General features: G+C 64.1%; 22 protein-coding genes. 11 read left to right on the plus strand and 11 right to left on the minus strand.

The features are described 5' to 3' along the window. The first annotated feature begins 137 nt into the window (after positions 1–137). A complete protein-coding gene (locus F3H41_RS14365; protein WP_149739377.1) occupies positions 138–587 on the plus strand; it encodes a glyoxalase superfamily protein in 450 nt (149 codons plus the stop codon). A 44-nt stretch (positions 588–631) separates the two neighbouring features. Here F3H41_RS14365 and F3H41_RS14370 read toward each other — a convergent pair whose 3' ends face one another. The 3 genes from F3H41_RS14370 to F3H41_RS14380 all read right to left on the minus strand — a co-directional run bounded on the left by F3H41_RS14370 (position 632) and on the right by F3H41_RS14380 (position 3747). After that, positions 632–1621 (minus strand): WD40 repeat domain-containing protein, encoded by a 990-nt coding sequence (locus F3H41_RS14370; RefSeq protein WP_149739378.1) that lies wholly within the window; start codon positions 1619–1621, stop codon positions 632–634. Positions 1622–1726: 105 nt separating this feature from the next. Then, positions 1727–2848: a GTP-binding protein gene (locus F3H41_RS14375; protein WP_149739379.1), complete on the minus strand. Its 1122-nt coding sequence runs from the start codon at positions 2846–2848 to the stop codon at positions 1727–1729. A 77-nt stretch (positions 2849–2925) separates the two neighbouring features. Continuing rightward, the gene (locus tag F3H41_RS14380; protein WP_244616199.1) at positions 2926–3747 is read right to left on the minus strand and encodes a creatininase family protein; all 822 of its coding nucleotides are present in this window, start codon (positions 3745–3747) and stop codon (positions 2926–2928) included. Positions 3748–3835: 88 nt separating this feature from the next. On the opposite strand from F3H41_RS14380, the gene F3H41_RS14385 reads away from it, so the two are divergent. The 3 genes from F3H41_RS14385 to F3H41_RS14395 all read left to right on the plus strand — a co-directional run bounded on the left by F3H41_RS14385 (position 3836) and on the right by F3H41_RS14395 (position 6533). Continuing rightward, positions 3836–4348, plus strand: coding sequence for a MarR family transcriptional regulator (locus F3H41_RS14385; RefSeq protein ID WP_149739381.1), 513 nt, complete (start codon positions 3836–3838; stop codon positions 4346–4348). A 159-nt stretch (positions 4349–4507) separates the two neighbouring features. After that, the gene (locus F3H41_RS14390; protein ID WP_149739382.1) at positions 4508–5527 is read left to right on the plus strand and encodes a LacI family DNA-binding transcriptional regulator; all 1020 of its coding nucleotides are present in this window, start codon (positions 4508–4510) and stop codon (positions 5525–5527) included. Between the two features lie 34 nt (positions 5528–5561). After that, positions 5562–6533: a 2-hydroxyacid dehydrogenase gene (locus F3H41_RS14395; protein ID WP_149739383.1), complete on the plus strand. Its 972-nt coding sequence runs from the start codon at positions 5562–5564 to the stop codon at positions 6531–6533. 41 nt (positions 6534–6574) lie between these two features. Here the strand turns inward: F3H41_RS14395 and F3H41_RS14400 are convergent, their stop codons facing one another. Then, positions 6575–7351 carry a gamma-glutamyl-gamma-aminobutyrate hydrolase family protein gene (locus tag F3H41_RS14400; RefSeq protein WP_149739384.1) on the minus strand — a complete coding sequence of 259 codons (777 nt, stop codon included), beginning with the start codon at positions 7349–7351 and terminating at the stop codon, positions 6575–6577. A 484-nt stretch (positions 7352–7835) separates the two neighbouring features. On the opposite strand from F3H41_RS14400, the gene F3H41_RS14405 reads away from it, so the two are divergent. The 3 genes from F3H41_RS14405 (at position 7836) to F3H41_RS14415 (ending at position 11478) form a co-directional block, all read left to right on the plus strand. Next, entirely contained in the window at positions 7836–10142 is a 2307-nt protein-coding gene (locus tag F3H41_RS14405) for an EAL domain-containing protein (protein WP_149739385.1), read from the plus strand. Positions 10143–10303: 161 nt separating this feature from the next. Continuing rightward, positions 10304–11086 (plus strand): hypothetical protein, encoded by a 783-nt coding sequence (locus F3H41_RS14410; RefSeq protein ID WP_149739386.1) that lies wholly within the window; start codon positions 10304–10306, stop codon positions 11084–11086. 167 nt (positions 11087–11253) lie between these two features. Next, on the plus strand, positions 11254–11478 hold the full coding sequence (locus tag F3H41_RS14415; protein WP_149739387.1) for an aa3-type cytochrome c oxidase subunit IV: 225 nt from the start codon (positions 11254–11256) through the stop codon (positions 11476–11478). 138 nt (positions 11479–11616) lie between these two features. Here F3H41_RS14415 and F3H41_RS14420 read toward each other — a convergent pair whose 3' ends face one another. Next, entirely contained in the window at positions 11617–12504 is an 888-nt protein-coding gene (locus F3H41_RS14420) for a tetratricopeptide repeat protein (protein ID WP_188129473.1), read from the minus strand. Positions 12505–12769: 265 nt separating this feature from the next. Then, entirely contained in the window at positions 12770–12982 is a 213-nt protein-coding gene (rpsU, locus tag F3H41_RS14425) for a 30S ribosomal protein S21 (RefSeq protein ID WP_149739388.1), read from the minus strand. 363 nt (positions 12983–13345) lie between these two features. On the opposite strand from rpsU, the gene F3H41_RS14430 reads away from it, so the two are divergent. The 4 genes from F3H41_RS14430 to F3H41_RS14445 are packed head-to-tail and all read left to right on the plus strand — an operon-like array spanning position 13346 to position 18495. Continuing rightward, positions 13346–14599 carry a sarcosine oxidase subunit beta family protein gene (locus tag F3H41_RS14430; protein ID WP_149739389.1) on the plus strand — a complete coding sequence of 418 codons (1254 nt, stop codon included), beginning with the start codon at positions 13346–13348 and terminating at the stop codon, positions 14597–14599. A gap of 17 nt (positions 14600–14616) precedes the next feature. Further along, a complete protein-coding gene (locus tag F3H41_RS14435) occupies positions 14617–14946 on the plus strand; it encodes a sarcosine oxidase subunit delta (protein ID WP_149739390.1) in 330 nt (109 codons plus the stop codon). After that, positions 14943–17936, plus strand: coding sequence for a sarcosine oxidase subunit alpha (locus F3H41_RS14440; RefSeq protein WP_149739391.1), 2994 nt, complete (start codon positions 14943–14945; stop codon positions 17934–17936). Before F3H41_RS14435 ends, F3H41_RS14440 begins: the two co-directional genes overlap by 4 nt. Then, positions 17929–18495 (plus strand): sarcosine oxidase subunit gamma, encoded by a 567-nt coding sequence (locus tag F3H41_RS14445; protein ID WP_149739392.1) that lies wholly within the window; start codon positions 17929–17931, stop codon positions 18493–18495. Before F3H41_RS14440 ends, F3H41_RS14445 begins: the two co-directional genes overlap by 8 nt. A gap of 281 nt (positions 18496–18776) precedes the next feature. On the opposite strand, the gene F3H41_RS14450 is transcribed toward F3H41_RS14445, so the two are convergent. From F3H41_RS14450 to glgC, 5 genes are all read right to left on the minus strand, one after another. Beyond that, positions 18777–19262: a MaoC family dehydratase gene (locus F3H41_RS14450; protein WP_149739393.1), complete on the minus strand. Its 486-nt coding sequence runs from the start codon at positions 19260–19262 to the stop codon at positions 18777–18779. 68 nt (positions 19263–19330) lie between these two features. After that, positions 19331–21292 (minus strand): glycogen debranching protein GlgX, encoded by a 1962-nt coding sequence (glgX, locus tag F3H41_RS14455; protein WP_149739394.1) that lies wholly within the window; start codon positions 21290–21292, stop codon positions 19331–19333. Positions 21293–21596: 304 nt separating this feature from the next. After that, positions 21597–23225, minus strand: a complete 1629-nt coding sequence (locus tag F3H41_RS14460) for an alpha-D-glucose phosphate-specific phosphoglucomutase (protein WP_149739395.1) — start codon at positions 23223–23225, stop codon at positions 21597–21599. A gap of 1 nt (position 23226) precedes the next feature. Continuing rightward, positions 23227–24675 carry a glycogen synthase GlgA gene (gene glgA / locus F3H41_RS14465; protein WP_149739396.1) on the minus strand — a complete coding sequence of 483 codons (1449 nt, stop codon included), beginning with the start codon at positions 24673–24675 and terminating at the stop codon, positions 23227–23229. A 3-nt stretch (positions 24676–24678) separates the two neighbouring features. Continuing rightward, positions 24679–25941 (minus strand): glucose-1-phosphate adenylyltransferase, encoded by a 1263-nt coding sequence (gene glgC, locus F3H41_RS14470; protein ID WP_149739397.1) that lies wholly within the window; start codon positions 25939–25941, stop codon positions 24679–24681. Positions 25942–25947: the final 6 nt, after the last annotated feature.

Genomic DNA, 25947 nt, shown 5'->3' on the forward strand with positions numbered 1-25947 from the left:
CGGCCGTCCGCAAGCGTGTGCAGCGCTGTGGTGAAGCTCTTCGATATGGTCTCCGGTTTCTCATGTTCAGCATGTCGCCGATGGCAACGCGGACTCCCCTCGCAAAACCGACATGCGATGACAGGAGTACCGATCCGATGTCCGCACCTTTTCGAAAACCGCTTCCATCCCTTGACGGCCTGAAAGATCAGGCCAAACGCCTGCGCGCTGCCATTGGCGCTGAGGGCCAGTCCATCAGCCATTCGCGTGCGCTGGAGCTTGTCGCCGCGCAGCATGGTTACCGTGACTGGAACACCATCCACGCGGCCGCCGGTAACCGGCCGGTCTTCGATCCCATGGTGTTGGGATCGCGGGTGGAGGGCCACTATCTCGGCCAGCCCTTCGTCGCCTCTGTGCTTGGCGTGCAGATGTTGGGCCAAGACCCCGCGCGCTACCGGCTGACCCTGCATTTCGATAGCCCGGTCGATGTCGTAACGTTCGAAAGCTTCTCGGCTTTTCGCCAGCGCGTTCATTGCACGGTGGACGAGACAGGGCGCACATTCGAGAAAACCTCGAACGGCCGGCCGCAGGTGGAACTCAGCTGGTAAAACTGCCGGTCGCCGGGGAGCTCCGCTCTCCGGCCCACTCTCCCTCAGGCGGAGATATCGACCAGGCCGCAATCTCCGGCTTCCGAGCCGAAAACGAGGCGCTTGCCGTCGCGGCTCCAGCTCATGGCAGTGATGGCACCCTTTCCGGGGCGCCTCAGCAGCACTTCCTTGCTGTCGGCCATACGGGCCGCGAGGATCATGCCGTCCTGGTAGCCGATCGCGACGATCTCTTCGGCGGGGTGGCAAGCCACGCAGGTGACCATGATGTTGGCGCGGGTTCCAAGTTCCAGCGGCGCCTTGCCCATCGGTCCGTCCTTGCCCTGGAAGGGCCAGACGATGGCGGCTGGGGCACCTGAAGAGGCCAGCCATTTTCCCTTCACGGACCAGGACAGCGACTTCACCTTGGCCGGGTAGCCGGTCATGCGCATGTGACGGTTATCGCCGCCCGGCTTGCCCTCGAGCTTCCAGCCATGCAGCGCGTTCTCCTGCATGGAGGTGACGACGAAGCGGTTGTCGGGTGAAAAGGTGATGCCGTTATGGGCACCCTTCCATTCGAGATCGACAGGCTGACCGGTGGTCGCGACCCAATGGAGGGACGCGCCATTGTAGCGGGCAAGCCCGATGCGCAGGCCTTTCGGCGCGAAATCGATGCCCTCGATGGTGCGCTCTTCGCTGAACTCCTTCACCGTGCCATCGGCGAGGCGCACATGGGCCGTCTTGCCATAGGCATAGGCGACGGCGCCCTGCGGGCCGGCGGCGACCTTGGCGATCCACTTGCGGGGAACGCAGGCAAGTTCCGTCAGGCTGCCATCGGCGGCCAGGCGCATGACGCGGCCATCCTCGCCGCCCGTCACCAGCGTCTCGCTCGGGATGTCCTTCACCGCCGTCAGCAGGCCGTCATGGGCGGCTTGCGTCTTCTGGCCGTGGTCGAGCCGGTGGATCTCTCCGCTGGCGGAGGCAAAGACGGGTGTCTCTCCCAGAAAGACGGCTGCGACGACATGGCCGTCGAGATCGAGCGGTGCAACGGTGGGCATCAGGCAATTCCGGGATCTGCGGGTCGATCCCCGCGCATGCGGGGGCGGGGCGTTGATGGAGGACGACCGGCGCAGGAGGCCCGCGCCGGCCGTATCGATCGGCGGTCAGTTCGGCTTGACTTCGCAGGCCTTGAAGGTGCGTTCCAGCTTTTCGCGGTCGAGTTCGCGGCCGATGAAGACAAGGCGGCTTTCGCGCTTCTCGCCATCCTTCCACGGGCGCTGGTGATCGCCTTCGATGATCATGTGCACGCCCTGCACGACGTAGCGCTCGGCGTCGCCGGCAAAGGCGATGATGCCCTTGAGGCGCAGGATGTTCGGGCCGTCCGTCTGGGTGATCTTCTGGATCCAGGGGAAGAAGCGGTCCGGGTTCATCTCGCCGCCCCGCAGCGACACCGACTGCACCGTCACGTCATGGATGTCGGAGGGCGCATGGTCATGGTTATGATGGTCGTGATCGTGGCCATGGTGGTGATCATGACCGTGATCGTGATGATGGTGGTCATGGCCGTGGTGGTGATGGTCGTGGTCACAATCCGGGCCGCAAACATGGTCGTGATCGTGGTGATCATGGTCGAGGAAGTGCGGGTCGTTTTCCAGTGCGCGATCGAGGTTGAAGGCGCCCTGGTCGAGAACCTTGGTAAGATCGACGTTGGAGCGCTCGGTGCGGTGGATGCGGGCCGTCGGGTTGATGGCGCGGATGGTCGCTTCGACGCGGGCAAGTTCTTCCGGCGTGACGAGGTCGGTCTTGTTGAGCAGCACGACATCGGCAAAGGCGATCTGGTCTTCGGCCTCGCGGCTGTCCTTCAGGCGCAGCATCAGGTGCTTGGCATCGACGAGGGTGACGACGGCGTCGAGTTCGGTCTTGGCGCGCACGTCGTCGTCCATGAAGAAGGTCTGCGCGACCGGCACGGGGTCGGCAAGGCCGGTGGTTTCGACGATGATGGCATCGAAGCGGCCCGGACGGCGCATCAGGCCTTCCACGACCCGGATCAGGTCGCCGCGCACCGTACAGCAGATGCAGCCATTGTTCATCTCGTAGATTTCTTCATCCGACTCGACGATCAGGTCGTTGTCGATGCCGATCTCGCCAAACTCGTTGACGATGACCGCATATTTGCGGCCATGGTTTTCGGTCAGGATGCGGTTCAGCAGCGTGGTCTTGCCGGCGCCGAGATAGCCGGTGAGAACGGTGACGGGAATGGGCTTTGCAGCCACGGCTTCGGTCATGGGGGAACCTCGCGAAACAGATTGCCGGTCGCGGACGCGCCGACGGCTGCCTCCATATATGCCTTCCGTCCTTGATATCAAAGAGGCTTCGTCAGCGCCTCGACATCGAAAGCATGCACGTCTTCCAGAAGCTCGGTGATGCCCTTCAGCGCGTGGGCGAGGAGGGTTTCGCCGCGTTCGGCGGTGGCGGCGGCGGCATTGCCGGAGGCGCCTTGGGGGTTGAGGTCGCGCATGCGCCAGCCGAAAGCGTGCGGGCCGTAGGCGCGCAGGTGCTTGAATCGGCGAGCAAAGTCAGCCTGGTTCGAGGAGAAAGCCGCCAGCTTTTCGCGATGCACCCTGTCCGGGTGAAGCGCCAGCATGACGGAGGTCTCGATGTCGCCGGCGTGGATATCGATCGCCTTGTCTTCAGGCGCGATCCATCCGTCGGGCTGGCCAAAGCGGGTCCAGCTTGTGGCCACCGCCAGCATGTCGAAGCGGATGCGGGCCTCGGTGGTGACGATGGTCATCAGGGGTGAATTGCCGCCATGGGCATTCAGCATCACGAATTTGCGCACGCCCTGGTCTGCAAGGTCGCCGGCGATGCCGAGCCAGCGGTCGATCGCATCCTGCCAGGTCAGCGTCAGGGTGCCGGCCACGTCCATATGCTCGACGGAGTAGCCGACGGGCTCGACCGGGAGAAAGGTGACGGGCAGATCTGCGGGCAGGGAGGCCGCGAGGCGCGTGACAATGCCCTGTGCGATCAGCGTGTCCGTCTCGAAGGGGAGATGGGGGCCGTGCTGCTCGTGGGCGCCGAGCGGCAGCACGACGATCCAGTCGCGGCGTGCCTCCGGCGGCAGGTCGGCCGCATTGTCATGCCAGAAACGGCGGGGTAGCGGATGTTGGCCGGTCGCTCCGTTCACCCTTCGCCTCGCTCCGTCTTGCGGCTGATAACATAACTGAGTCATATGGGATAAGGCACAGCGGTGCAAATCGTTTGGCGGAGGCAGCATGGGCAAGAAAAACAAGGCCGAGAAGAAGGCCAAGGGCGAGAAGGACAAGAAGCGCAAGCTCGTGGACCTTGACGCCGGCACGCCCGATGTGTGCGCCATGATCGTGCAGGCGGCGCGCTCGATGCGCACCGTCCAGTCGCGCAATCTTCTCGACAGCGGCCTTTATGCCGGGCAGGACGGCGTGATGATGGCGCTGGCGGAGACGGACGGGCTGACGGCCGGCGTGCTGGCCGCAAAGCTGGGCGTCAAGGCGCCGACCATGACGCGCACCATTGGCCGCATGGAAGCGCAAGGCTTTCTCGAACGCCGTGCCGATGAAGAGGATGCGCGCCTGACGAAGGTCTACCTCACGGAAACCGGCCGCGCCCTGTTGCAGCAGATTGCCGACGCCGCCAGCGCCTCGGAAAAGCTTGCCGTGGATGGCCTCAGCGAAAAGCAGGTGAAGACGCTGACCAAGCTTCTGCGCGTCGTCGATCGCAATCTTCAAGGACATGCCGCCGCGGCGGAGTGACCTGGCCACGCTCAACTGCCCCTCAATCCCGTTTTGACCGCAGGCTTCAGTGCGCTTCCCCTGCGGAGGCGCCGAAGCCCTTGACAAAGCGCACATTGCCATTCTTTTTTAAAGTCTTTAAAAGAAATTAAATCAGAAGGCCTGGGGAGGCAGCACTGCATGGCGCAAAAGGTGAAGCTCTCGACGATCGCCGATACGCTCGGCGTGTCGACGGCAACGGTGTCGCTCGCGCTTCGCGACAGTCCGCTGGTGGCGGCGGCGACGCGGGATCGCATCAAGGAGCAGGCCCGAGCCCTCGGCTACATCTACAACCGCCGCGCTGCCAGCCTGCGCACCTCGCGTTCCGGCATCATCGGCGTCGTCGTGCACGACATCATGAATCCCTTTTACGGGGAAATCCTGAAGGCCATCGAGACCGAGCTTGACCGGGATCGGCAGACTTTCATTCTCTCCAACCATTACGACAGCGTCGACAAGCAGCGTGTCTTCATCGAGACACTGCTGCAGCTCGGCGGGGACGGCGTGATCATGTCGCCGGCGATCGGCACGCCGCCAGAGGACATCCAACTGGCCGAGGCCAACGGCATGCCGGCGATTTTGATCGCCCGCTCCATCGACAGCGTGGACGTGCCGATCTTTCGCGGTGATGACTCCTATGGCATTTCGCTCGCCACGAACCATCTGATCGGGCTCGGTCATCGCTGCATCGCCATGGTCGGCGGCACCGACCAGACCTCGACAGGCCGCGACCGCTACCAGGGCTACGTGAACGCGCTTCGCAAGGCCAACATCGAGGTGGACCCGGAACTGCGCATTCCCGGCCCCCGCTCCAAGCAGGGTGGCTTCGAGGCGGCGGTGCATCTGCTGTCGCTGCCACAAAAGCCGACCGCCGTGGTGTGCTGGAACGATCTCGTCGCCATCGGCATGATGAACGGCATCGCGCGCGCCGGGCTGGTGCCGGGTCAGGACGTTTCCGTCACCGGTTACGACGACCTTGAGGAGGCCTCGATCGCAACGCCGGCGCTGACGACCGTGTGGAACGGGCAGGCGGAGGTCGGCCGCAGCGCGGCGCGCGCGCTTCTCGACAAGCTGTCCGGCAGCCACGAGCCGGATGGCATTCATCTCATCAAGCCGGAAATGCGCATCCGCCAGTCCACCGGCCCGCTCCGGCCACGCTGAGCCGCCCATTTTTCGCTTCCCCAAGGTTTCCGTCATGTCTGCATCCACCGATCGTCCCGTCATCGTCGTCCCCGGCAAGATCCATCCGCATGTGATTGCGCGGCTATCGGATCGCTTCGAGGTGGTGACCGGCATTGGCGAGCCGGCCGCGGTAACGGCGGATCTGGCCGAACGCGCCATCGGCATCGCGCTGCAGGGCCGGCTTCAGCCGGAGCTTCTTGGCGCGCTTCCGAAGGTCGAGATCATCGGCAATTTCGGCGTCGGTTATGACGGCGTGGATACGTCGGATGCGGCCGCGCGCGGCGTTGTCGTCACCCACACGCCGGATGTTCTGAACGAGGAAGTGGCCGACACGACGATCGGCCTGCTGCTATCGACGCTGCGGGAATTCTCCTCCGCCGAGCGCTGGCTGCGCGCCGGTCGCTGGGCGGGCGAGGGCGCCTATCCGCTGACACCCCTGACGCTGCGGGGCCGCACAGTCGGTCTCTACGGGATCGGCCGGATCGGCCAGGCCATTGTGCGCCGGCTCGAAGGCTTCGGGGTGAGTATCGCCTATCACAGCCGCTCCGAGCGCAAGGCGCTGCCCTACCGCTGGTATGCGACGCTCCTCGATCTTGCCGCTGCCGTGGACACGCTGGTGGTGATCGTGCCCGGTACGGAGGAGACCCGCCGCACCGTGAATGCCGACGTACTGAGGGCACTCGGCCCGACCGGTGTGCTGATCAATGTCGGACGCGGGACGACCGTTGACGAGCCGGCGCTGATCGAGGCATTGCGGGACAGAACGATCGCTGCGGCGGGCCTTGATGTCTTCGAGGATGAACCGCACGTTCCGCAGGCCCTGATCGACCTGCCGAACGCGGTGCTGCTGCCGCATGTCGGCTCCGCCTCGGTCGCGACGCGCCAGGCCATGGCCGATCTCGTGGCCGACAATATTCTGAGCTGGTTCGACAAGGGCGAGGCCCTGACGCCGGTGCCGGAGACGCCGTTCACGCGAAAGACATAAGGCCGGCGGTTTTCTTCCGGCCTCACAAGTGTGGTTGTTCGTCAGGCCGTGACGCCGGCCTTCAGCCGCTGCTTTTCGGCGGCATAGGCGCGTACCGCCTCACCGAAGGCCTTGAAGAGCGTGTCGGAGGGCGTGTCCGTGCCGACCCAGTATTCCGGATGCCACTGTACGCCGACGGCAAAGGCCTTGGCGCCGATCACGGAGACGGCTTCCACCGTACCGTCGTCGGCAAGCGCTTCGACTGCAAGGCGCGGTGCGATGTCGGAAATCGCCTGGCGGTGCAGGGAGTTCACCTGCACCTCGCCAGCGCCGAGAACGGCGGCGAGGCAACTGCCCTCCTTGATCGAGATCGACTGGCGGATTCCGTAGGCGACGTCCAATTCGGGCACGTCGGGCTTGCGGTGGTCCCACATGCCGGGCTTGTTCTGGATCTCGCTCTCGAGGGTCCCGCCGAGCGCCACGTTCAGTTCCTGAATGCCGCGGCAGATGGCCAGGAGCGGAATGCCGCGTTCCAGCGCACGCCGGATCAGCGACAGGCTGGTCGCGTCGCGGCCGGGATCGAAGGGGCCGTCCTCTTCCCGCGCTTCCCGGCCATAAAGGCTCGGATGCACGTTGCTGCGGGCGCCGCTGACCAGCAGCCCTTCGACCCTGTCGAGAATGCTGTCGGGATCGTTGCCCTGTTCGAGTGCCGGGACGAGCAGTGGCATGACGCCGGCGCCATCAACGGCGGCGCGCACATACTGATGGGCAACGACATGCCAGACATTGCCGTCGAATGCGCGGAAGTCGCAGGGGATGGCAACGGCAGGGGTCATCATAGGAACGGCTCCGAAGGGCTTGCCACGACAGGGCGCGGCCACTGCATGGAAGATGGGATAGGAAGGTCGCGGGCGCAATGTCAACTGGTGTTGATGTCCCCGGCGAATTTAGGCGCCAATTCTCAACCATGAGAGGTTTGATCTTCGCCAATTTCGGAAATGGGGATAAGATGAAATGATCTTTCACCGATCGAATTGCGTTCAATTCAGGGTTTGCAACCATAAATGTAAAGTAGAGGAGCTTTAACTTCGAAACAGCGCATGTTTTCCTGACTGCAGGTTGCACGTGGTCATTTTCCACGTGCGTAATAAGTCTTTCGTTAAATTATGCGCTCCTATGAATGAGCGTCAAATTGCGGTTTTGGAACCCCGAAGAACATGACCGTAATACTCGGTATCCGTTGGCCTCGGCATTTGTGATTCACGAATTGGCGGGAAAGCGCGCGTTCCGTTCCGACAGATCGAGGCTGGAGTTGTAGGACCAATGATTCGTCCACGCCACAAGCCATTGCCGAAAGGCGTCTATCATTCGTTTGTCCGGTCTCTCTACGAGAACAGGGCAACGCTTCTGATCGGCATGATCAGTCATGCGGTGACCTTCCTGCTCGTCTATACCCGGGTCAACGATCCCTTCTTCCTGATTGCCACCTTTGCCGTGATCGCCATCTTCCTGGTGCGCATGGTCGACATGCGCGGCTTCGACCGCATCGACCTCTCCGGCGCCGACGACGTGACCTTGCGGCTGTGGGAGGACCGGTATCTCCTGGGCGGGCTTTGCGTGACGATGACATGCGGGGTGGCCTGCGCCTATGCCGTCGTCGTCACCCACGACGCCTTTGCCGAACTTGCCTGCATTTCGGTGACGGTGGCGTCGATGATCTCGATCGTCGGGCGCAATTACGGCTCGTCTCGGGCCGTCGCGATCCTGACGGCAGGGGCTTGTGGCCCGATCTTCTTCGGTCTGCTCAGCCTCGGTGATTTCTATATGAGCGTGCTCGCCGCTCTGATGATCCCGCTTGTCATCACCACCTGGCAGATGGCGAAAGGCGTTCGCGAATTCCTCTATCGCAACGTCATCGCCGCCACCGAAATCGCCACCATCGCCGACCGTTTCGATACGGCACTGAACAACATGACGCACGGGCTCTTCATGCTCGATGCGCAGGGCCGTGTGCTGGTGGCCAATCGCCGCGCGACGGACCTGCTCAACCTCGACTGGACGGCCGGGCTGAAGGATAGCCATCTGGAGGTCGTTCTCAAATACGGCATGCGTCACAGCTTTCTCGACGGCGACCAGGTCCGCCAGGTGCTTCGACAACTGGCCCCGCTGCTGGAGGGGTTGGAAACGCGAACCCTCGTGCCCTTCCCTGACGATTTCTACCTCGAATTTTCTGCCAGCCGGCGGCCCGATGGCGGTACGGTCCTGATTTTCGAGGATGTGTCCGCGCGTATCCTGGCGGAGCGCAAGATTCTCAACATGGTACGCTATGACGCGCTGACGGGCCTGCCGACCCGAGCCTATTTCAGCGAACTTGTGGAGGCCACGATTGGCCAGGGCGATCCGGACCGTCCCGTCGGCTTCCTCATCATGGACGTCGTCGACTTCAAGCATGTCAACGACATGCGCGGGCACATCGTCGGGGATCAGGTGCTGGTGGTGGTGGCCGAGCGGCTGCGGGCGCTGGCCGGGGAGGGAGCGGCCGTTGGGCGGCTGATGGGCGACGAATTCGTCGTGCTCTTTGCCGACGAGACAGACCGGGCCGCGCTCGACGGCCGCATGCGCAGCCTGCACCAGCAGATGCGCGGAACCTATACGGTCAACGGTTTCACCTTCCTTCTCACCATGAGCGCGGGATCGGTGATGACGGCGGCCGGGACCTTCAGCTTCGAGGATGTGCAGATCAAGGCGGACCTTGCGCTGTTTGAAAGCAAGAACCGCAATCGTGGCGGCTTCACCGCCTTCGAAGAGACGATGGACGAGCAATATGTCGATCGCCAGAAGCTGAAAGCGGATTTCCAGCAGGCGCTGGAGGCGTCAGCGCTCGCGGTTGTCTACCAGCCGATGATGACGCCGGACGGCTTGCGGATCGAGTGCTGCGAGGCGCTGGCACGCTGGACGCATCCCGAGCGCGGGCCCGTTGGCCCCGCCGTTTTTATCCGCGTTGCAGAGGAGATGGGGCTCGTGGGCGACGTGACGGCTTTCGTGCTGCGCCGGGCCTGCACCGACTGCCTGGACTGGCCGGACGAGATGGCTGTGTCTGTCAACCTGTCGGTCGCGGACCTGCGCAATCCCGGCTTTGCCGCGAAGGTGGTGCAGATCCTCGAGGAGACCGGCCTGCCGGCGCGACGCCTTCACCTTGAGGTGACGGAGGGCGGCTTTATCGAGGACCCTGTCAAGGTTGGTACCATGCTGCAGGAACTCAGAGCCCGCGGCGTTTCGATCGCCATCGACGATTTCGGCACCGGCTATTCCAGCCTCAGCTATCTCGACACGCTGCCACTTGACCTCGTCAAGGTTGATCGCTCCTTCGTGCGCAATATCCGCGAGGATGCCCGCCGCTTCAACCTGCTGCGCGGCGTCGTGCAGCTGTCCCGTGAGCTTGGTCTGCGGGTCATTGTCGAGGGTGTCGAGACGGCGGATCAGCTGGATCTTTTGCGTAGCCATCACTGCGCCGATCTCATCCAGGGCTATGTGTTTGCCCGGCCAATGCCTGCCAGCGAAGTCCTCAAGCTCGCTTTTGTGGCGGAGAGCAAGCGCGCGATCGCGGCCCGGAAAAGTGCACCGGCCTGATGGCAGGCTGCGTAAGACGTCACTGACATTTTCTGTGCAAAACGCACTGCGCCGCCAAGGGAAACGATCGTTCCCGTCGCGCACTATCAGATTTAGGCATTGCGGCACCTTAACGCCCCGTTAATGTTAACAAAGGGTTAATATTAACGGGGCTGATGGGGATGGATGCGCTGTCTGGCGTCGCATCGCAGTTTTCGGAAAGATTGCTGACACTGCTCGATCGCGTCGAATATCGACGTGTCGAAACAGGCGAGGACATGGAGGATATCGCGCGGCTGCGCTACAGGGCCTACAAGGCTGTGGATCTCATGCCGCTCACTGGCTCGACACTTATCGATCCACTCGATTTCGACGATCATGCCTTCGTTTTCGGCATATACCTTGACGAGAGGCTGATCAGCACGGTTAGGGTGCATCACGTGACGCCGGAGCACCGGGCAAGCACGGCGGGCGTTATCTTCGGTCAAGAGATCGACAGTCTGCTCGATCGTGGCCTGACGCTGATCGATCCGGGCCGCTTTGCCGCAGATCCCGACATGGATAGCGAGGATATGGTGGCGGTGCCCTATCTGACGCTTCGCGTCGCCTGCATGGCATCGGAATATTTCGACGTCGATGGCTGCCTGACGGCCTGCCGGCCACGTCACGCCGCCTTCTATCGCCGGACCTTCGCTGCAGAGACGCTCGTCGCCTGCCGAAAGAATCTCGGCGTCTACAATGCGGATGGCACGCTGCTGATGGCGCCGGTGCGCGAGATCAGGAGTTGGCTCTACAACCGCTATCCCGTCTTCGATTCGCGGCTCTTCGAACAGCGGCTGATGTTCGAGCCAGACGATCCGGCCACGCCGCGCCCGATCACCATCCGGCCGACGGCGCGACTGGCGCGGGGCCGGCCGACCGGGGTGATCCGGGTGGGACGAACGGGGCAAAGCGCGTTCGGCTAAGGCTGCCCGTTGTCCTCTGCCGCGCCGGATCCGTCGATCCGTTGCGAAGCGGCGCCGCATTGTGTATGGGCAAAGGGGAGGTCTGCTTTTCGCTGGGAGAAGTGGACAATCGTGTTCGGGCCGGGCCAGGCGGGTTTCGGTCCTCTTGCATCTTCGGGAGAGATTGAATGGCGGAACATCATCACGGACCGGCCGAAACGGGCGCGGAAATGGACTATGCCGAGCACGACAAGACCTATGCGCTCTTCGTCAACGGTACCAAGTACGGCACCATTATCTGCGTAGCGCTCATCGTGGCCATGGCTGCCGGCTTCTTCACCAGCGCCGGCTTCTTCTCGGCCCTCGTTCTCTTCATCCTCCTGTCGGTCGGCGGTATCGTCCTGACGCGCTGATCGCTTCGACCACGGCGATTTGCAGCCGGCCGCTCCGCAAGGGGCGGCCGGTTTTGCTTGTGCATCGCTGGAAATGCAAAACGCCGTGGCGAACATATCGTCACGGCGCTTCTGTCGGTGAGGCAACTGGCTTGCTTATCAGGCTGCCGTGCCCTTGACGCGGGCAAGACCCGCACGCGCGGGCTCGTACTTCGCGTCGAGGCGCAGCGCCTGTGAATAGGAGCGCTTGGCCTTTTCGGTTTCGCCGCGACGCTCATAGACGAGCGCCTGGTTTGCCCAGCTTTCGGCCAGCTTGCCATTCAGATTGATGGCGGTGTTGAAGTCGGCGAAAGCGTTGTCGTCGTCGTTCTGTGCGAGGTAGGAGATGCCGCGGCCGTTATAGGGCTCGGGCGAGGAGGGCGAGAGCGAAATCGCCTTCGAGAAATCCTCGATCGCCTGCGCATGCTGGTTGCGGGCCTGATAGATCAGGCCGCGATTGTGATAGGCGCGCGGGTCGGTGGTATCGAGGCTGATCGCCCTGTTGAAATCATTGAAGGCGGCGTCGAGCTGGCCGACCTGGCGGTAGAGGTTGCCGCGGCCGATATAGGCAACGTCATAGTTCGGGTTGATTTGCAGGGCGCTATTGTAGTCGGACAGCGCTTCCTGCTGGTTTCCGAGGTTACGGTTGACCAGCGCACGGTTTGCATAGGCCTGGTAGAAGCGCGGATTGAGCTGGATCGCCTGGTTGAAATCGGCGATGGCGCGGCGGAATTCGCCAGCGCGGCCATAGGCGGAGCCGCGCACGTTATAGCCTTCCGGGTCCTGCGGATTGGCGGCGATCACGCTCGACAGCGAGGCGATATTTTCCTCTGAACCCTGGGCGCGATCCAGCTTGATGACGGCTTCGCTCGTGTCGGCGGTCTGGCAACCGCCAAGCGCCAGCATGGCAACGACGCCAAGGCCGATCGCCCAAGACCGGGTGCGGGTCTTTCCAGCGGCGGGCGTGGCGGCGGCGGACCGGTCCGAAAGAAGTGCGGCAGATGTCAACGTGTTTCCCTCAATGCGACGGTAACCAGAGCCTTGCGGCTGCTTCGGTGCCTTCCGGCAATTTGCCCGCCGGCAGCGGCGGCAGTCGGGCCGGGCCTAACGGGCATCCGGCGTGGCGGAACGCTCCGGCAGACCGGTCGTTCCATGGCGATCGTCGCGGCACACCGAAAAACAGCGGGCCAAAACGGGACGACTCACGAAAAGGGCGGCGGCGAATGACGCCCCCGCCCGGAATTGCATCTGAAAACGTCGAAAAGACGACGGATCAGCGGGTCACGAGACCTTCGCGCTGGGCGCGCTTGCGCGCCAGCTTGCGGACGCGACGAACAGCCTCTGCCTTTTCGCGGGCGCGCTTCTGCGAGGGCTTCTCGTAGTAATCGCGCATCTTCATTTCACGGAAAATGCCTTCGCGCTGCATCTTCTTCTTGAGAGCGCGGAGAGCCTGATCAACGTTATTGTCGCGGACAAGTACCTGCACGTTTAAACCCGTTCCTTCGTTCGTGTTGTCGCCTCAGCCCTATGATCGCGAGGCAATAAAATGGCGATCGCCCAAGCCGACGGCTTTACGATTGGGAGAGCGGATACCAGATCGGTGCGCCAAAGTCCAGCCGCCGCGCGGCGCTCATGACCGTTTTGTTACGCTACGTTCCCATGGACGGCAACGCTTCTCCGTCGCCGGCGGCCTGTTGATGGCGCCGACGAGGCCAATGTCGCATGGCGCACAAGTCGCGTCTATTTGCGTCGCAAAAGAGACGTTGCGTCCGCCCCAGATTTGTCATCTCTAGGCCTCATCGAGACGCTCGACAAAGAGACACCCAAAAACGGGGAGCATGGAAGGCTGATGCGCAAATATTCTGTATTCGCCGTGGCGCGTGAGGCGCTGCGCGGGCACAAGGGCTGGGAGGCCCAGTGGACCTCGCCCGAACCCCGCAAGGAATACGACGTCATCATCGTCGGCGGTGGCGGCCATGGCCTGGGCGCGGCCTATTACCTGGCCAAGGAGCACGGCATCACCAACGTCGCCGTGATCGAAAAGGGCTGGCTCGGCGGCGGCAATACCGGCCGCAACACCACCATCATCCGCTCCAACTATCTCTATGACGAGAGCATGGGGATCTACGAGCACTCCCTGAAGCTGTGGGAAAACCTCAGCCAGGAGCTCAACTACAACGTCATGTATTCGCCGCGCGGCGTGATGATGCTGTCGCACAATGTGCATGACCAGCAGGTGTTCAAGCGCCACATTCATGCCAACCGCCTGCACGGCATCGACAATGAATGGCTGACGCCCGAGCAGGCGAAGGAATTCTGCCCACCGCTCGATATTTCCGCCTCCGCCCGCTATCCGCTGAACGGTGCCGCCCTGCAGCGCCGAGGCGGCACGGCCCGCCACGATGCGGTGGCCTGGGGCTATGCCCGCGCCGCCTCCGACATGGGCGTCCACGTCATCCAGAACTGCGAAGTGACCGGCATCCGCCGTGGTCCCGACGGCCGCGTCATCGGGGTCGAGACCAGCCGCGGCTTCATCGGTGCCCGCAAGGTCGGCGTCTCCGCCTCCGGCCACAACACGCAGATCATGGAAATGGCCGACGTGCGCGTGCCGCTCACCAGCAACCCGCTGCAGGCGCTCGTCTCCGAGCCGATGAAGCCGATCTTCCCCTGCGTGGTCATGTCCAACACGGTGCATGCCTATATCTCGCAGTCGGACAAGGGCGAACTCGTCATCGGTGCCGGCACCGACCAGTTCGTCTCCTATTCCCAGACCGGCGGCCTGCAGATCATCACGCATACGCTGGATGCCATCTGCGAGCTTTTCCCGATCTTCCGGCGCGTGAAGATGATGCGCCAGTGGGGCGGCATCACCGACAACACGCCGGACCGTTCGCCGATCCAGTCCAAGACGCCGGTTCCCGGCCTCTACGTCAATTGCGGCTGGGGCACGGGTGGCTTCAAGGCGACGCCAGGTTCGGCGCATCTCTTCGCGCATCTGATCGCCCGTGACGCACCGCACCAGCATGGTGCCGGCTTCACGCTGGACCGGTTCCGTACCGGCCGCCTGATCGACGAAGCGGCCGCCGCCGCCGTCGCGCACTGATTTTCGGGAGTTCGTTCATGCTTCTCATCCGTTGCCCCTATTGCGAGGAAGATCGTTCCGAGCTCGAATTCCGTTCCGTCGGCGAAGCCCATATCGTCCGGCCTGACAACATTGCCGAGATCTCCGACGAAGCCTTCGCGGAATACTTCTTCCTGCGTGACAATCCCAAGGGCCTGATCTACGAGCGCTGGCGCCATATCCACGGCTGCGGCCGCTTCTTCAATGCGGTGCGCCATACCGTCTCGGACAAGTTCGTGATGACCTACAAGGCCGGTGAGCCCAAACCGGACCTTCCGGCTGCGACCCCCGTCGCGCAGCCTCTTGCCCAGGAAGGAGCGGCGAAATGAGCGGAGCCAATCGCATCCCCGGCGCAGGTCGCCTGACGCCTGCCAAGACCGCCCGTTTCACCTTCGACGGCCGCCCCTATACCGCCCTTGAAGGCGACACGGTCGCCTCGGCGCTGCTCGCCAACGGCGTGCACCTGATGGGCCGCTCGTTCAAGTATCACCGCCCGCGCGGCGTCGTCTCGGCCGGCCCGGAAGAGCCGAATGCGCTGATCGACGTGCAGCGGGACGCCGCCCGCCGGCAGCCGAACGTGCGCGCCACGGTGCAGGAAGTCTTCGACGGCGTGACCATCGCCTCGCAGAACCGCTATCCGTCGCTCTCCTTCGACGTCGGCAGCATCAACAACCTGCTCTCGCCCTTCTTTGCCGCCGGCTTCTACTACAAGACCTTCATGTGGCCGAAGAAGGCCTGGAAGCATCTTTACGAGCCACAGATCCGCGCTGCCGCTGGTCTCGGCGTTTCGCCCGATCAGGCCGACCCCGACCACTATGCCGGCCGATACGCGCATTGCGACGTCCTGGTCGCCGGTGCCGGTGTTGCCGGTCTCTCCGCTGCGCTGGCCGCCGCGAAGACCGGCGCCAGCGTCATCCTGTGCGACGAGCAGCCGGAAGTCGGCGGTGCGCTGCACTTCGACACCAGCGTCATGATCGACGGCAAGCCGGGCTTCGACTGGGCCCAGTCCGTTGCGGCCGAACTCGCCGCCATGGAAAACGTGACCGTGCTGACGCGCACGACCGCGTTCGGCTATTACGAGCACAATTTCGTCGGCCTCGTGGAGCGCGTGACGGATCATCTCGCCAAGCCGGATCGCCGGCTGCCGCGCGAGCGCCTGTGGCAGGTGCGCGCCAAGCAGGTGGTGATCGCCACCGGCGCCATCGAGCGGCACATGGTGTTTTCCAACAACGACCGTCCCGGCATCCTGCTGGCGTCGGCGGCCCGCACCTATCTCAACCATTTCGGTGTCGCGGTCGGCCGCAATGTCGGCGTCTACACCGCAAACGATTCGGCCTATGAAGCCGCCTTCGACCTGAAGCGGGCCGGCGTCTCCATCGCCGCCATCGTCGATTGCCGGCAGCAGCCGGGCGCGGCGGTTCTGGCGGAAGCCAGCCGCCTCGGCATCGAGGTCCTGACGGGCCACTCCGTCATCGACACGGCCGGCAAGCTGCGGGTTTCGTCCATGACGGTCGCCCGCAATGGTGGCGGTTCCTCGCGCACCATGCGCATCGATGCACTCATCACCTCCTCCGGCTGGACGCCGTCGGTGCATCTCTTCTCGCAGTCGCGCGGCAAGGTGGCCTATGATGCGGAAAGCCAGCGCTTCCTGCCGGGCACCTACGTGCAGGAGTGCATTTCCGTCGGGGCCTGCAACGGCACCAACGGCCTGCAGGCGACGATCGACGAGGCCATCGCAGCCGGGCGTGACCGTGCGTTGAAGGGTGGCTTCACCGGCGGCGATACCCCGGCGATCTCCGGCACCAACGCCTTCGAATGGACCGGCGGCATGGCCGGTGCGGCCGAAGGGGCCGGCCCGGACACGACGGTGAAGGCCTTCATCGACTTCCAGAACGATGTCTGCGCTAAGGATATCCGCCTTGCCGTGCGCGAAGGCATGCACTCGATCGAGCACATCAAGCGCTTTACCACCAACGGCATGGCGACCGATCAGGGCAAGCTCTCCAACATTCACGGCCTCGCAATCGCGGCCGAGGCGCTGGGGCGCGAAATCCCGAAGGTCGGTCTCACCACCTTCCGCGCGCCCTATACGCCCGTCACCTTCGGCACGCTGATCAACCATTCGCGCGGCGATCTCTTCGATCCCGCCCGCAAGACCCCGATGCATGCCTTCGAGGAAGCCAAGGGCGCGATCTTCGAGGATGTCGGCAACTGGAAGCGTGCCTGGTACTATCCGCGCGCCGGCGAAGACATGCACAAGGCTGTCGATCGCGAATGCGTGACGGTGCGCCAGTCGGCCGGCATCTTCGATGCTTCCACGCTCGGCAAGATCGAGGTGGTCGGACCCGATGCGGCGAAGTTCCTCAACCTGCTCTACACGAACGGCTGGGACACGCTGAAGCCGGGCCGCTGCCGCTATGGCATCATGCTGCGCGAAGACGGTTTCATCTATGATGACGGCGTGGTCGGCCGCATGGCGGAGGATCGCTTCCACGTGACGACGACGACCGGCGGTGCCGCCCGCGTCATGCACCACATGGAAGACTATCTGCAGACGGAATTCCCGCATCTCGACGTCTGGCTGACCTCTGCCACGGAGCAGTGGGCCGTCATCGCCGTGCAGGGTCCGAAGGCCCGCGAGATTATCGCGCCGCTCGTCGAGGGCATCGACCTCTCCAACGAGGCCTTCCCGCATATGAGCGTGGCCGAGGGCAAGATCTGCGGCGTGCCGACCCGGCTGTTCCGCATGTCCTTCACCGGCGAACTCGGCTTCGAGGTCAACGTGCCCGCCGATTACGGCCAGGCCGTGATGGAAGCGATCTGGGCCCGCGCCGAGCCGATGGGCGCCTGCATGTACGGCACCGAAACCATGCACGTGCTGCGCGCCGAAAAGGGTTACATCATCGTCGGCCAGGATACGGACGGTACGGTGACGCCCGATGATGCCAGCCTCGGCTGGGCGATCGGCAAGAAGAAACCCGACTTCGTCGGCATTCGCGGCCTGAAGCGCTCGGATCTCGTGGCCGAGGGCCGCAAGCAGCTCGTCGGCCTGCTGACCAAGGATCCGAAGGAGGTTCTGGAGGAAGGCGCGCAGATCGTCGCCAATCCGAACGAGCCGGTGCCGATGACCATGCTCGGTCACGTCACCTCGTCCTACTGGTCGGAAAATTGCGGCCGGTCGATCGCCATGGCGCTGGTCGCCGGCGGCAAGGCGCGGCTGGGGCAAACGCTCTACGTGCCGATGGCCGATCGCACGATCGCCGTCGAGGTGAGCGAGATGGTGTTCTTTGACAAGGAAGGAGGCCGCATCCATGGCTGATCCCGTAATCGCCCAGCGTCGTCCGGTTCTCGCCGGCGCCCATCCGAGCCTCTACGGCGGCTCCGCCGTCGCCCATGTCACCCCGGCAAAGGCTGCCACGCGCCTTTCGCTGCGCGCCAAGCCCGATGCCGTGGCGGCCCTTTCCGCCGCGCTCGGTGTCGACCTTCCGACGCGCCCGAAGCGTTCTGCCAGCAGCAAGGGCCGTCACGCCCTCTGGCTCGGTCCGGATGAGTGGCTGGTGATCGACGAGGCGGAAACCGACCTGATGGCCGCCCTTGCCGGCGTCGGCGTGCTGCATTCGGCCACCGACATCTCGCACCGCAACACGGCCGTGCTGGTCTCCGGTCCGGGCGCAGCCGCCGCCATCAACAGCGCCTGCCCGCTCGACCTCACGGACGGCGTTTTCCCGGTCGGCGCGGCGGCCCGCACCGTGCTCGGCAAGATCGAGATGGTGCTCTACCGCACCGCCGCCGAGGACTATCGGGTGGAATGCTGGCGCTCCTTTGCACCATACGCGTTCGGTATTCTGGTGGAAGGGGCGGAAGACGCGGCGCTCTGAGAGGCGCGCTTGCGTGTCGCCAAGGCGTCGCAGCTGCGTCGGCTGCGGCGTGTTGAGCTTCGTGGCTGCCTTGTCCTCGACCGAGCTCCAATCTCCCGTCATTCTCGGGCTTGACCCGAGAATCCACAGGCCGTTGAAAACGCTCGTGAAATGGATCCTCGGGTCAAGCCCGAGGATGACGGAGAGGGGCTGTCGCTCGTTTCACTGCCGTCAGTTGGTGTGCGATTGGAGGCGATGATGGAGGGTGTGGGGCGCATGCTTGGCGCATCCATCGGACTCCTTCACGCCCCCTCCGGCCGATCCTTCGGATCGAACTGCGCAATCGTCGTCCATGTCGCCGTCAGCGCCGGCTTGCGCTCTCCCTCTATCTCGACGCTGACATCATAGGTCAGCATCAGCATGGCCGCGCCGCGGAAGCGGGCCTCGGCGAGCGTGAAATGGCCGCGCACGCGCGCGCCCGACTTCACGGGCGTCACGAACCGCACTTTTTCAAAGCCGTAGTTTATCCCCATGGTCTGCTCGCGAATGCGCGGCACAGCCGAATAGTTCATGGCGGAGAGCAACGAGAGCGACAGGAACCCGTGCGCAATCGTGCCGCCGAACGGCGTTTGCGCCGCCCGCACCGGATCGGTGTGGATGAATTGGTCGTCGAGCGTCGCCGCGGCAAACTGATCGATCATCGCCTGACCGACGGTGATCCAGTCCGAGGTTCCGATCACGGTGCCGGAGAGCGCCTGTATCTCGCGAAGCGATATTTCTTTGTGCATGGTCTGGACCTTGGGTTGTGATCTATCGTTTGCCGGTCGCGGACGCCCGCCTCTCACGCCAGCCGGATTTATTCCCCAACCTCAACGACGAATGCCACCGCCCGTGCCTCCACCAGCCCGCCCGCCGCGCCGTCGCCCAGCAGGTCGGCCCAACGCCGCCCCGGAAGGGGCGAGGGGAGGCGGAACTGGCGGGGGAAGGGGCTGCGGTTGAAAACCACGGCGAGGTGGGTCTTGAGGGTCGTTTGCCGATCGAGCGTGGCGAGTAGCATGGTCAGCGTTTCCGTCTCCGGATTTTCCCAGTCGCTGACGGCCATGGGCCGGGCGTCGAAGGTCAGCCAGGAGACATCGCCGTCGCCGGTGAAGAAGGTGTTTTCCGAAAAGACTGTGAAACGGCTGCGGATGGCGGAGATGGCGGCGGTGTGCGCCAGCAGCTCCGTGTCGAGTGCGCTCCAGTCGAGCCAGGTGATCGCATTGTCCTGGCAATAGGCGTTGTTGTTGCCGCGCTGGCTGCGGCCGGCCTCGTCGCCGGCGGTGAGCATCACCGTGCCGCGCGTTGCCATCAGGGTCGAGATCAGCGCCTTCACATCGCGGCGGCGGGCGGCGAGGATGGCGGGGTCCGTTGTGGCGCCTTCCACCCCGTTGTTCCAGCTGTGGTTCTCGTTGTGCCCGTCTCGATTGTCCTCGCCATTGGCCTCGTTGTGCTTGTGCGCGTGGGAGACGAGATCCATCAGTGTGAAGCCGTCATGGGCGGCGACGAAGTTGACGCTGCGGGTCGCCCCGCCGTTATTGCGCGAGAAGATATCGGAGGAGCCGGAGAGGAGGGTGGCAAGCTGCCCGATCATGCCCCGGTCGCCGCGCCAGAAGCGGCGCAGGTCGTCGCGGGCCCGGTCGTTCCATTCGAGGAAGGGGGCGGGGAAATTGCCGAGCTGGTAGCCGCCGGGCCCGATATCCCAGGGTTCGGCGATCAGGATGCGGTCGGCAAGCAGTGGGTCGGCCGTCATGCGGGCCAGGAGCGGCGCGTTGCGGTCGAAGCCATCCGGGCGGCGGCCGAGAATGGAGGCGAGGTCGAAGCGGAAGCCATCGATGCCGGCCTCGCGGACGAAGTGGCGCAGGCAATCGAGGACGAGATCGGTGACGACAGGCTCGTCGCAGGCAATCGTGTTGCCGCAGCCGGTGTCGTTGACGAGGACGCCGGGATTATCGGGCAGATGACGGTAGTAGGTCCGGTTGTCGAGGCCGCGGAAGGAAAGGGTGGGGCCGTAGCGGTCGCTTTCGCCCGTATGGTTGAAGACAAGATCGAGGATGACGCCGATGCCCTCGACATGCAGCGCGGCGACGGTACGGCGCAGTTCCTCCATGCCGCCGGGCACGAGGCGCGGATCGAGCGCCATCAGCGCGATCGGATTGTAGCCCCAGCCATTGGTGAGACCGAGCGGGGGCAGGTGCCGCTCGTCGATCCAGGCGGTGATCGGCATCAGCTCCACGGCGCCGACGCCGAGCCGCTTCAGGTGGGCAATGACGCTGGGATGGGCGAGCGCTGCGAGCGTGCCGCGCTGCTTTGCCGGAACCTCTTCGTTGAGAATGGTGAAGGGTTTGACGGCGACCTCGTAGATCAGGCCGCCGGGTACCATCAACGGCGGCGCGGGCTTGACGGCGCGGGGCTTGGTGACGACGGCGCGCGGCACGAGATCGGCGGTGTCCTCGCCGAAGGCGGCGAGACGCGCGTCATAGCGGAAGGGCCGATCAAGCTCGACGGCATAGGGATCGACGAGCAGTTTCGCCGGATCGAACCAAAGCCCGGCATCCGGGTCGTAGCGCCCGTGCGCACGGTAGCCGTAGCGGGTGCCGGGGCCGACGCTGCTGACGCTCGCCCGGTGAATGTCGCCGTCGCGCTCCATGGATATCCGCCGCACCTCACGGCCATCGGCGGTATCGAAAAGGCAAAGCTCGATACGCTCAGCGTCACGGGAATGGACGGAAAACAGCGTGCCGCGCGGTGTGGGCTGCGGGCCGAGCGGAGATGCGGTCATGCCGGGGCGGTCCGTTCACGGGTTGATGCGGGTGGGGGAAGAGTAGGCACGGCAGAGGCGGGAGAGCAAGGGGGAGCTGTGCTTGCTCGACAGTGTTCGCTTGGCAGCCCTGCTGATATTTCAACGGCTGGATCCGGCGCCAACGGCGACGATTGCCCTCTCCTCTCCCCTGGGGGAGAAGGTGGCTCGAAGGGTCGGATGAGGGGTCTTCGCAGCCTCTTGCGCGAAATGTGAACCCCTCATCGCCTCACTCCGTTCGGCACTTCTCCCCAAGGGGAGAAGAGCACTCAGAGCCTATCACCCCTCACGTGATGACGGTCGGGGCGTCGCGGCCGGTGCGCTTCTTGATCTCGGCAATCTCGTCGGCGGCGGCGATGAGGTCGGCGAGCGCCTCCTGGGTGTCGATGCCGTGGCGGGCGGGATCGGCTTCGTAGCGCTCCACGTAAAGGCGCAGCGTCGCGCCCGAGGTGCCCGTGCCGGAAAGGCGCAGAACGATCCGCGAGCCGCCGGCAAACAGGATGCGGATGCCTTGCTTGGAGGAGACCGACTGGTCGATCGGGTCGTCGTAGGAGAAGTCGTCGGCCGCTTCCACCGTCAGACCGTTGATGGTCTGGCCGGGCAGGGTGGCGAGCTTGTCGCGCAGCGCCGTGACGAGGCCGTTAGCGGCGTCGCTGTCAACTTCCTCGTAGTCATGGCGCGAATAATAGTTGCGGCCGTAGGTCGCCCAATGGTCGGTGACGATGTCCTTGACGCTTTCCTTGCGCACGGCGCAGATGTTCAGCCAGAAAAGCACGGCCCACAGACCGTCCTTCTCGCGCACGTGGTTCGAGCCCGTGCCAAAGCTCTCCTCGCCGCAGACGGTGGCAAGTCCGGCATCGAGCAGGTTGCCGAAGAACTTCCAGCCGGTCGGCGTTTCGTACATGCCGATGCCGAGCTTTTCGGCCACACGGTCGGCCGCGCCGCTGGTCGGCATGGAGCGGGCGATACCGGCAATGCCGCCCTTGTAGCCGGGGGCGAGCGTGGCGTTGGCGGCGATGATGGCGAGGCTGTCGGAGGGCGTGACGAACATGCCGTGGCCGACGACCATGTTGCGGTCGCCGTCACCGTCCGAGGCCGCGCCGAAATCCGCGCCGCCTTCGCGCATGACTTCTTCGTAAAGATCGGCTGCGTGGACGAGGTTCGGGTCGGGGTGGTGGCCACCGAAATCGGGCAGCGGCATGAAGTTCAGCACCGAGCCCTTGGGAGCGCCGAGGCGATTTTCGATGATTTCCTTGCCATAGGGTCCGGTGACCGCGCTCATGGCGTCGAAGACCACGCGGAAGCCGCCGGCAATGTGGGCGCGGATGGCGTCGAAGTCGAAGAGGCTTTCCATCAGTTCGGCATAGTCGGCGACCGGATCGATCACCTGCACGGTCATGCCCTCGATCGTGTGCTCGCCTTCGAGGTCGAGATTGACGTCGGCTGCGTCGGAGATCCTGTAGGCGTCGATGGTCTTGGTGCGGGCGTAGATCGCGTCCGTCACCTTCTCCGGGGCCGGGCCGCCGTTGGAGACGTTGTACTTGATGCCGAAATCTTCCGTCGGGCCGCCAGGATTGTGGCTGGCGGAGAGCACGATGCCGCCGAAGGCCTGGTATTTGCGGATGATGTTGGAGGCGGCGGGCGTCGACAGAATGCCGCCGCGGCCGACCATCACGCGGCCGAAGCCGTTGGCAGCGGCCATCTTGATGGCGATCTGAATGACCTCGCGGTTGTAATAGCGGCCGTCGCCGCCGATGACGAGCGTCGCGCCTTCATAGCCTTCTAGGCTGTCGAAGATCGCCTGGATGAAATTCTCGGCATAGTTGGCCTGCTGGAAGACAGGCACCTTCTTGCGCAGGCCTGATGTGCCGGGCTTCTGGTCGGTATAGGGCGTGGTGGAAATGGTCTTGATCATGTCAAATGCCTTTTTTGGACAGCAGGCGGGTGTAGAGGGCGGCATAATCGCCGGCGCTCCGGTCCCAGGAAACGTCAGATTTCATGCCCTGCGCCTGGATGCGGCCCCAGATGGCGGGGTCGGCATAGGCGCGCAGCGCCCGGCGCAGCGCCATGCGCAGGCCGTCGGCGGTGATGGGGGCGAACTGGAAGCCGGTGGCGACCTTGGCGAGAAGGGCCGCCTCGTTGGCGTCGATGACCGTGTCGGCAAGACCGCCGGTGCGGCCGACGATCGGCACGCAGCCGTAGCGCAGGCCATAAAGCTGGGTCAGGCCGCAGGGCTCGAAGCGCGAGGGAATGATGATCGCGTCAGCGCCGGCCTGCATGCGGTGAGACAGCGGCTCGTTGTAGCCGGTGGTGATGGCGACGCGGCCCGGATGACGACCGGCGGCGGCAAAGAGCGCGGTTTCGAGGCCCGGATCGCCGGAGCCGAGAATGGCGAGACGTCCGCCGCCTGCAACGATCTCCGGGATGACCTCCACCAGCAGGTCCATGCCCTTCTGCCAGGTCAGGCGGCTGATCACGCAAAAAAGCGGGCCGTCACCTGCCTCCAGGCCGAATTCGGACGCAAGGGCTGTCTTGTTCTCAGCGCGCTTCTTGAGCGTTGCGGCATCGAAGCTGCGGGCAAGGAAACTGTCGGTTGCTGGATTCCAGACATCGGTATCGATGCCATTGACGATACCGACGAGATCGTCGCCGCGCGCCTGCAGCAGGCCTTCCAGCCCCATGCCGAATTCGGGCGTCAGGATTTCCTGCGCGTAGCTCGGGCTGACGGTGGTGATGGCGTGCGCGGTGCGCAGGCCACCCTTCAGGAGGCCGACATCACCGTAATACTCCACGAACTCCATGGAGAAGGCTTCCGGCGGCAGGGCGAGCTCGGCAAAGACATCGGCGCCGAACTGGCCCTGGAAGGCTATGTTGTGCACTGTCATGATCGATGGAACAGAGTGCGCGACCGGGCTGAAGCGCATGTAGACGGGGGTGAGCGCCGCCTGCCAGTCATGGGCGTGAATGATATCCGGGCGCCAGTCCGTCAAGAGGCCATTGGCGATTTGCGAGCCCGCCAGCGACAGGGCCGCGAACCGGCGGAAATTATCGGGGTAGTCCTTGCCGGCGGCGTCCACATAGGGGCCGCCCTGACGGTCGTAAAGCCAGGGCGCGTCGAGCACCAGGAGATCGAGCCCCTCGTGCTCGACGGCCAGAAGGCCGGCGGGATTGCCGAACAGGGTGTCGAAGGTGGCGATCTGGCGCGCCTTGCCGATCTTACGCATCACGGCCGGGTAGCCGGGCAGCAGCGTGCGCATAGCGATGCCGTGGCGTTTCAACGCCAGCGGCAGGGCACCCGCAACATCCGCGAGCCCGCCGGTCTTGACCAGCGGATAGACTTCCGACGCAACAGACAGCACCTTCATCGATCACATACCCAGTTTGTCGATCATCGCCTGGGTGATCAGGCAGATGCCGTTTTCGCTGCGACGGAAGCGCCGTGCATCCTCTTCGGGGTCCTCGCCGACGACGAGGCCTTCGGGGATGACGACGCGGCTGTCGATCACCACGTTGTTCAGCTGCGCATGGCGGCCGATCTTCACACTCGGCAGGATGACGCTGTTTTCGATGCGCGAGAAGGAGTTCACGCGCACACCCGTGAAGAGCAGGCTGCGGTTGAGCGTTGCGCCGGAGATGATGCAGTCGCCGGAGATGAGCGAAGAGGTGGCCGAGCCGCGGCGCGTCTCGTCGTCATGCACGAATTTCGCCGGCGGCTTGATCTCGGCAAAGGTCCAGATCGGCCACGTGCTGTCGTAGATGTCGAGTTCCGGCGTCACATGGGTGAGGTCGATATTGGCCTGCCAGTAGGCATCGATCGTCCCGACGTCGCGCCAATAGGCTTCGCGCTCGAAATTGGAGCGCACGCAGGACGTGGTGAAGCGGTGGGCGACGGCTTTGCCATGCTTGACGATGTAGGGAATGATGTCCTTGCCGAAGTCGCGGCTGGAATTGGGGTCTTCCGCATCGCGTCGCAGCAGCTCCATCAGGAAGCGCGTGTGGAAGACGTAAATGCCCATGGAAGCCAGCGCCATGTCCGGATTGCCGGGAATGCCCGGCGGATCGGCGGGCTTTTCGACGAAATCGATGATCTGGTCCTTGTCGTCGACATGCATCACGCCGAAGCCGGTCGCTTCCATACGCGGCACTTCGAGGCAGCCAATGGTCACCTGCGCACCCGAGTCCACATGCTGCTGGAGCATGAGTTCGTAGTCCATTTTGTAGACATGGTCGCCGGCGAGGATGACCATGTATTCGACGCCGCTGTCTTCGATGATGTCGATGTTCTGGTAGACGGCGTCGGCGGTGCCTTCATACCACTGCGTTTCGGAAACGCGCTGGGAGGCAGGCAGGATGTCGAAGCTCTCGTTGCGCTCGGGGCGGAAGAAGTTCCAGCCGTTCTGCAGGTGGCGGATCAGCGAGTGCGCCTTGTATTGTGTGGCCACGCCGATGCGGCGGATGCCGGAATTCAGCGCGTTCGACAGCGCAAAATCGATAATGCGGGCCTTGCCGCCGAAATAGACCGCGGGCTTGGCCCGGCGGTCGGTCAGTTCTTTCAGGCGGCTTCCCCGGCCACCGGCCAGCACATAGGCCATGGCATCACGGGCAAGAGGCTGAATGCGTTTTTCGACCATGGTAGT

This window comes from Rhizobium sp. RU20A (genome assembly GCF_900155885.1).
Classification (GTDB): domain Bacteria; phylum Pseudomonadota; class Alphaproteobacteria; order Rhizobiales; family Rhizobiaceae; genus RU20A.

Excerpts from the sequence above, each read along its gene's own strand:
- F3H41_RS14365 (WP_149739377.1), top strand. The coding sequence starts at position 138 with ATGTCCGCACCTTTTCGAAAACCGCTTCCATCCCTTGACGGCCTGAAA.
- F3H41_RS14370 (WP_149739378.1), bottom strand. The coding sequence starts at position 1,621 with ATGCCCACCGTTGCACCGCTCGATCTCGACGGCCATGTCGTCGCAGCC.
- F3H41_RS14375 (WP_149739379.1), bottom strand. The coding sequence starts at position 2,848 with ATGACCGAAGCCGTGGCTGCAAAGCCCATTCCCGTCACCGTTCTCACC.
- F3H41_RS14385 (WP_149739381.1), top strand. The coding sequence starts at position 3,836 with ATGGGCAAGAAAAACAAGGCCGAGAAGAAGGCCAAGGGCGAGAAGGAC.
- F3H41_RS14390 (WP_149739382.1), top strand. The coding sequence starts at position 4,508 with ATGGCGCAAAAGGTGAAGCTCTCGACGATCGCCGATACGCTCGGCGTG.
- F3H41_RS14395 (WP_149739383.1), top strand. The coding sequence starts at position 5,562 with ATGTCTGCATCCACCGATCGTCCCGTCATCGTCGTCCCCGGCAAGATC.
- F3H41_RS14400 (WP_149739384.1), bottom strand. The coding sequence starts at position 7,351 with ATGATGACCCCTGCCGTTGCCATCCCCTGCGACTTCCGCGCATTCGAC.
- F3H41_RS14405 (WP_149739385.1), top strand. The coding sequence starts at position 7,836 with ATGATTCGTCCACGCCACAAGCCATTGCCGAAAGGCGTCTATCATTCG.
- F3H41_RS14410 (WP_149739386.1), top strand. The coding sequence starts at position 10,304 with ATGGATGCGCTGTCTGGCGTCGCATCGCAGTTTTCGGAAAGATTGCTG.
- F3H41_RS14415 (WP_149739387.1), top strand. The coding sequence starts at position 11,254 with ATGGCGGAACATCATCACGGACCGGCCGAAACGGGCGCGGAAATGGAC.
- F3H41_RS14430 (WP_149739389.1), top strand. The coding sequence starts at position 13,346 with ATGCGCAAATATTCTGTATTCGCCGTGGCGCGTGAGGCGCTGCGCGGG.
- F3H41_RS14435 (WP_149739390.1), top strand. The coding sequence starts at position 14,617 with ATGCTTCTCATCCGTTGCCCCTATTGCGAGGAAGATCGTTCCGAGCTC.
- F3H41_RS14440 (WP_149739391.1), top strand. The coding sequence starts at position 14,943 with ATGAGCGGAGCCAATCGCATCCCCGGCGCAGGTCGCCTGACGCCTGCC.
- F3H41_RS14445 (WP_149739392.1), top strand. The coding sequence starts at position 17,929 with ATGGCTGATCCCGTAATCGCCCAGCGTCGTCCGGTTCTCGCCGGCGCC.
- F3H41_RS14450 (WP_149739393.1), bottom strand. The coding sequence starts at position 19,262 with ATGCACAAAGAAATATCGCTTCGCGAGATACAGGCGCTCTCCGGCACC.
- glgX (WP_149739394.1), bottom strand. The coding sequence starts at position 21,292 with ATGACCGCATCTCCGCTCGGCCCGCAGCCCACACCGCGCGGCACGCTG.
- F3H41_RS14460 (WP_149739395.1), bottom strand. The coding sequence starts at position 23,225 with ATGATCAAGACCATTTCCACCACGCCCTATACCGACCAGAAGCCCGGC.
- glgA (WP_149739396.1), bottom strand. The coding sequence starts at position 24,675 with ATGAAGGTGCTGTCTGTTGCGTCGGAAGTCTATCCGCTGGTCAAGACC.
- glgC (WP_149739397.1), bottom strand. The coding sequence starts at position 25,941 with ATGGTCGAAAAACGCATTCAGCCTCTTGCCCGTGATGCCATGGCCTAT.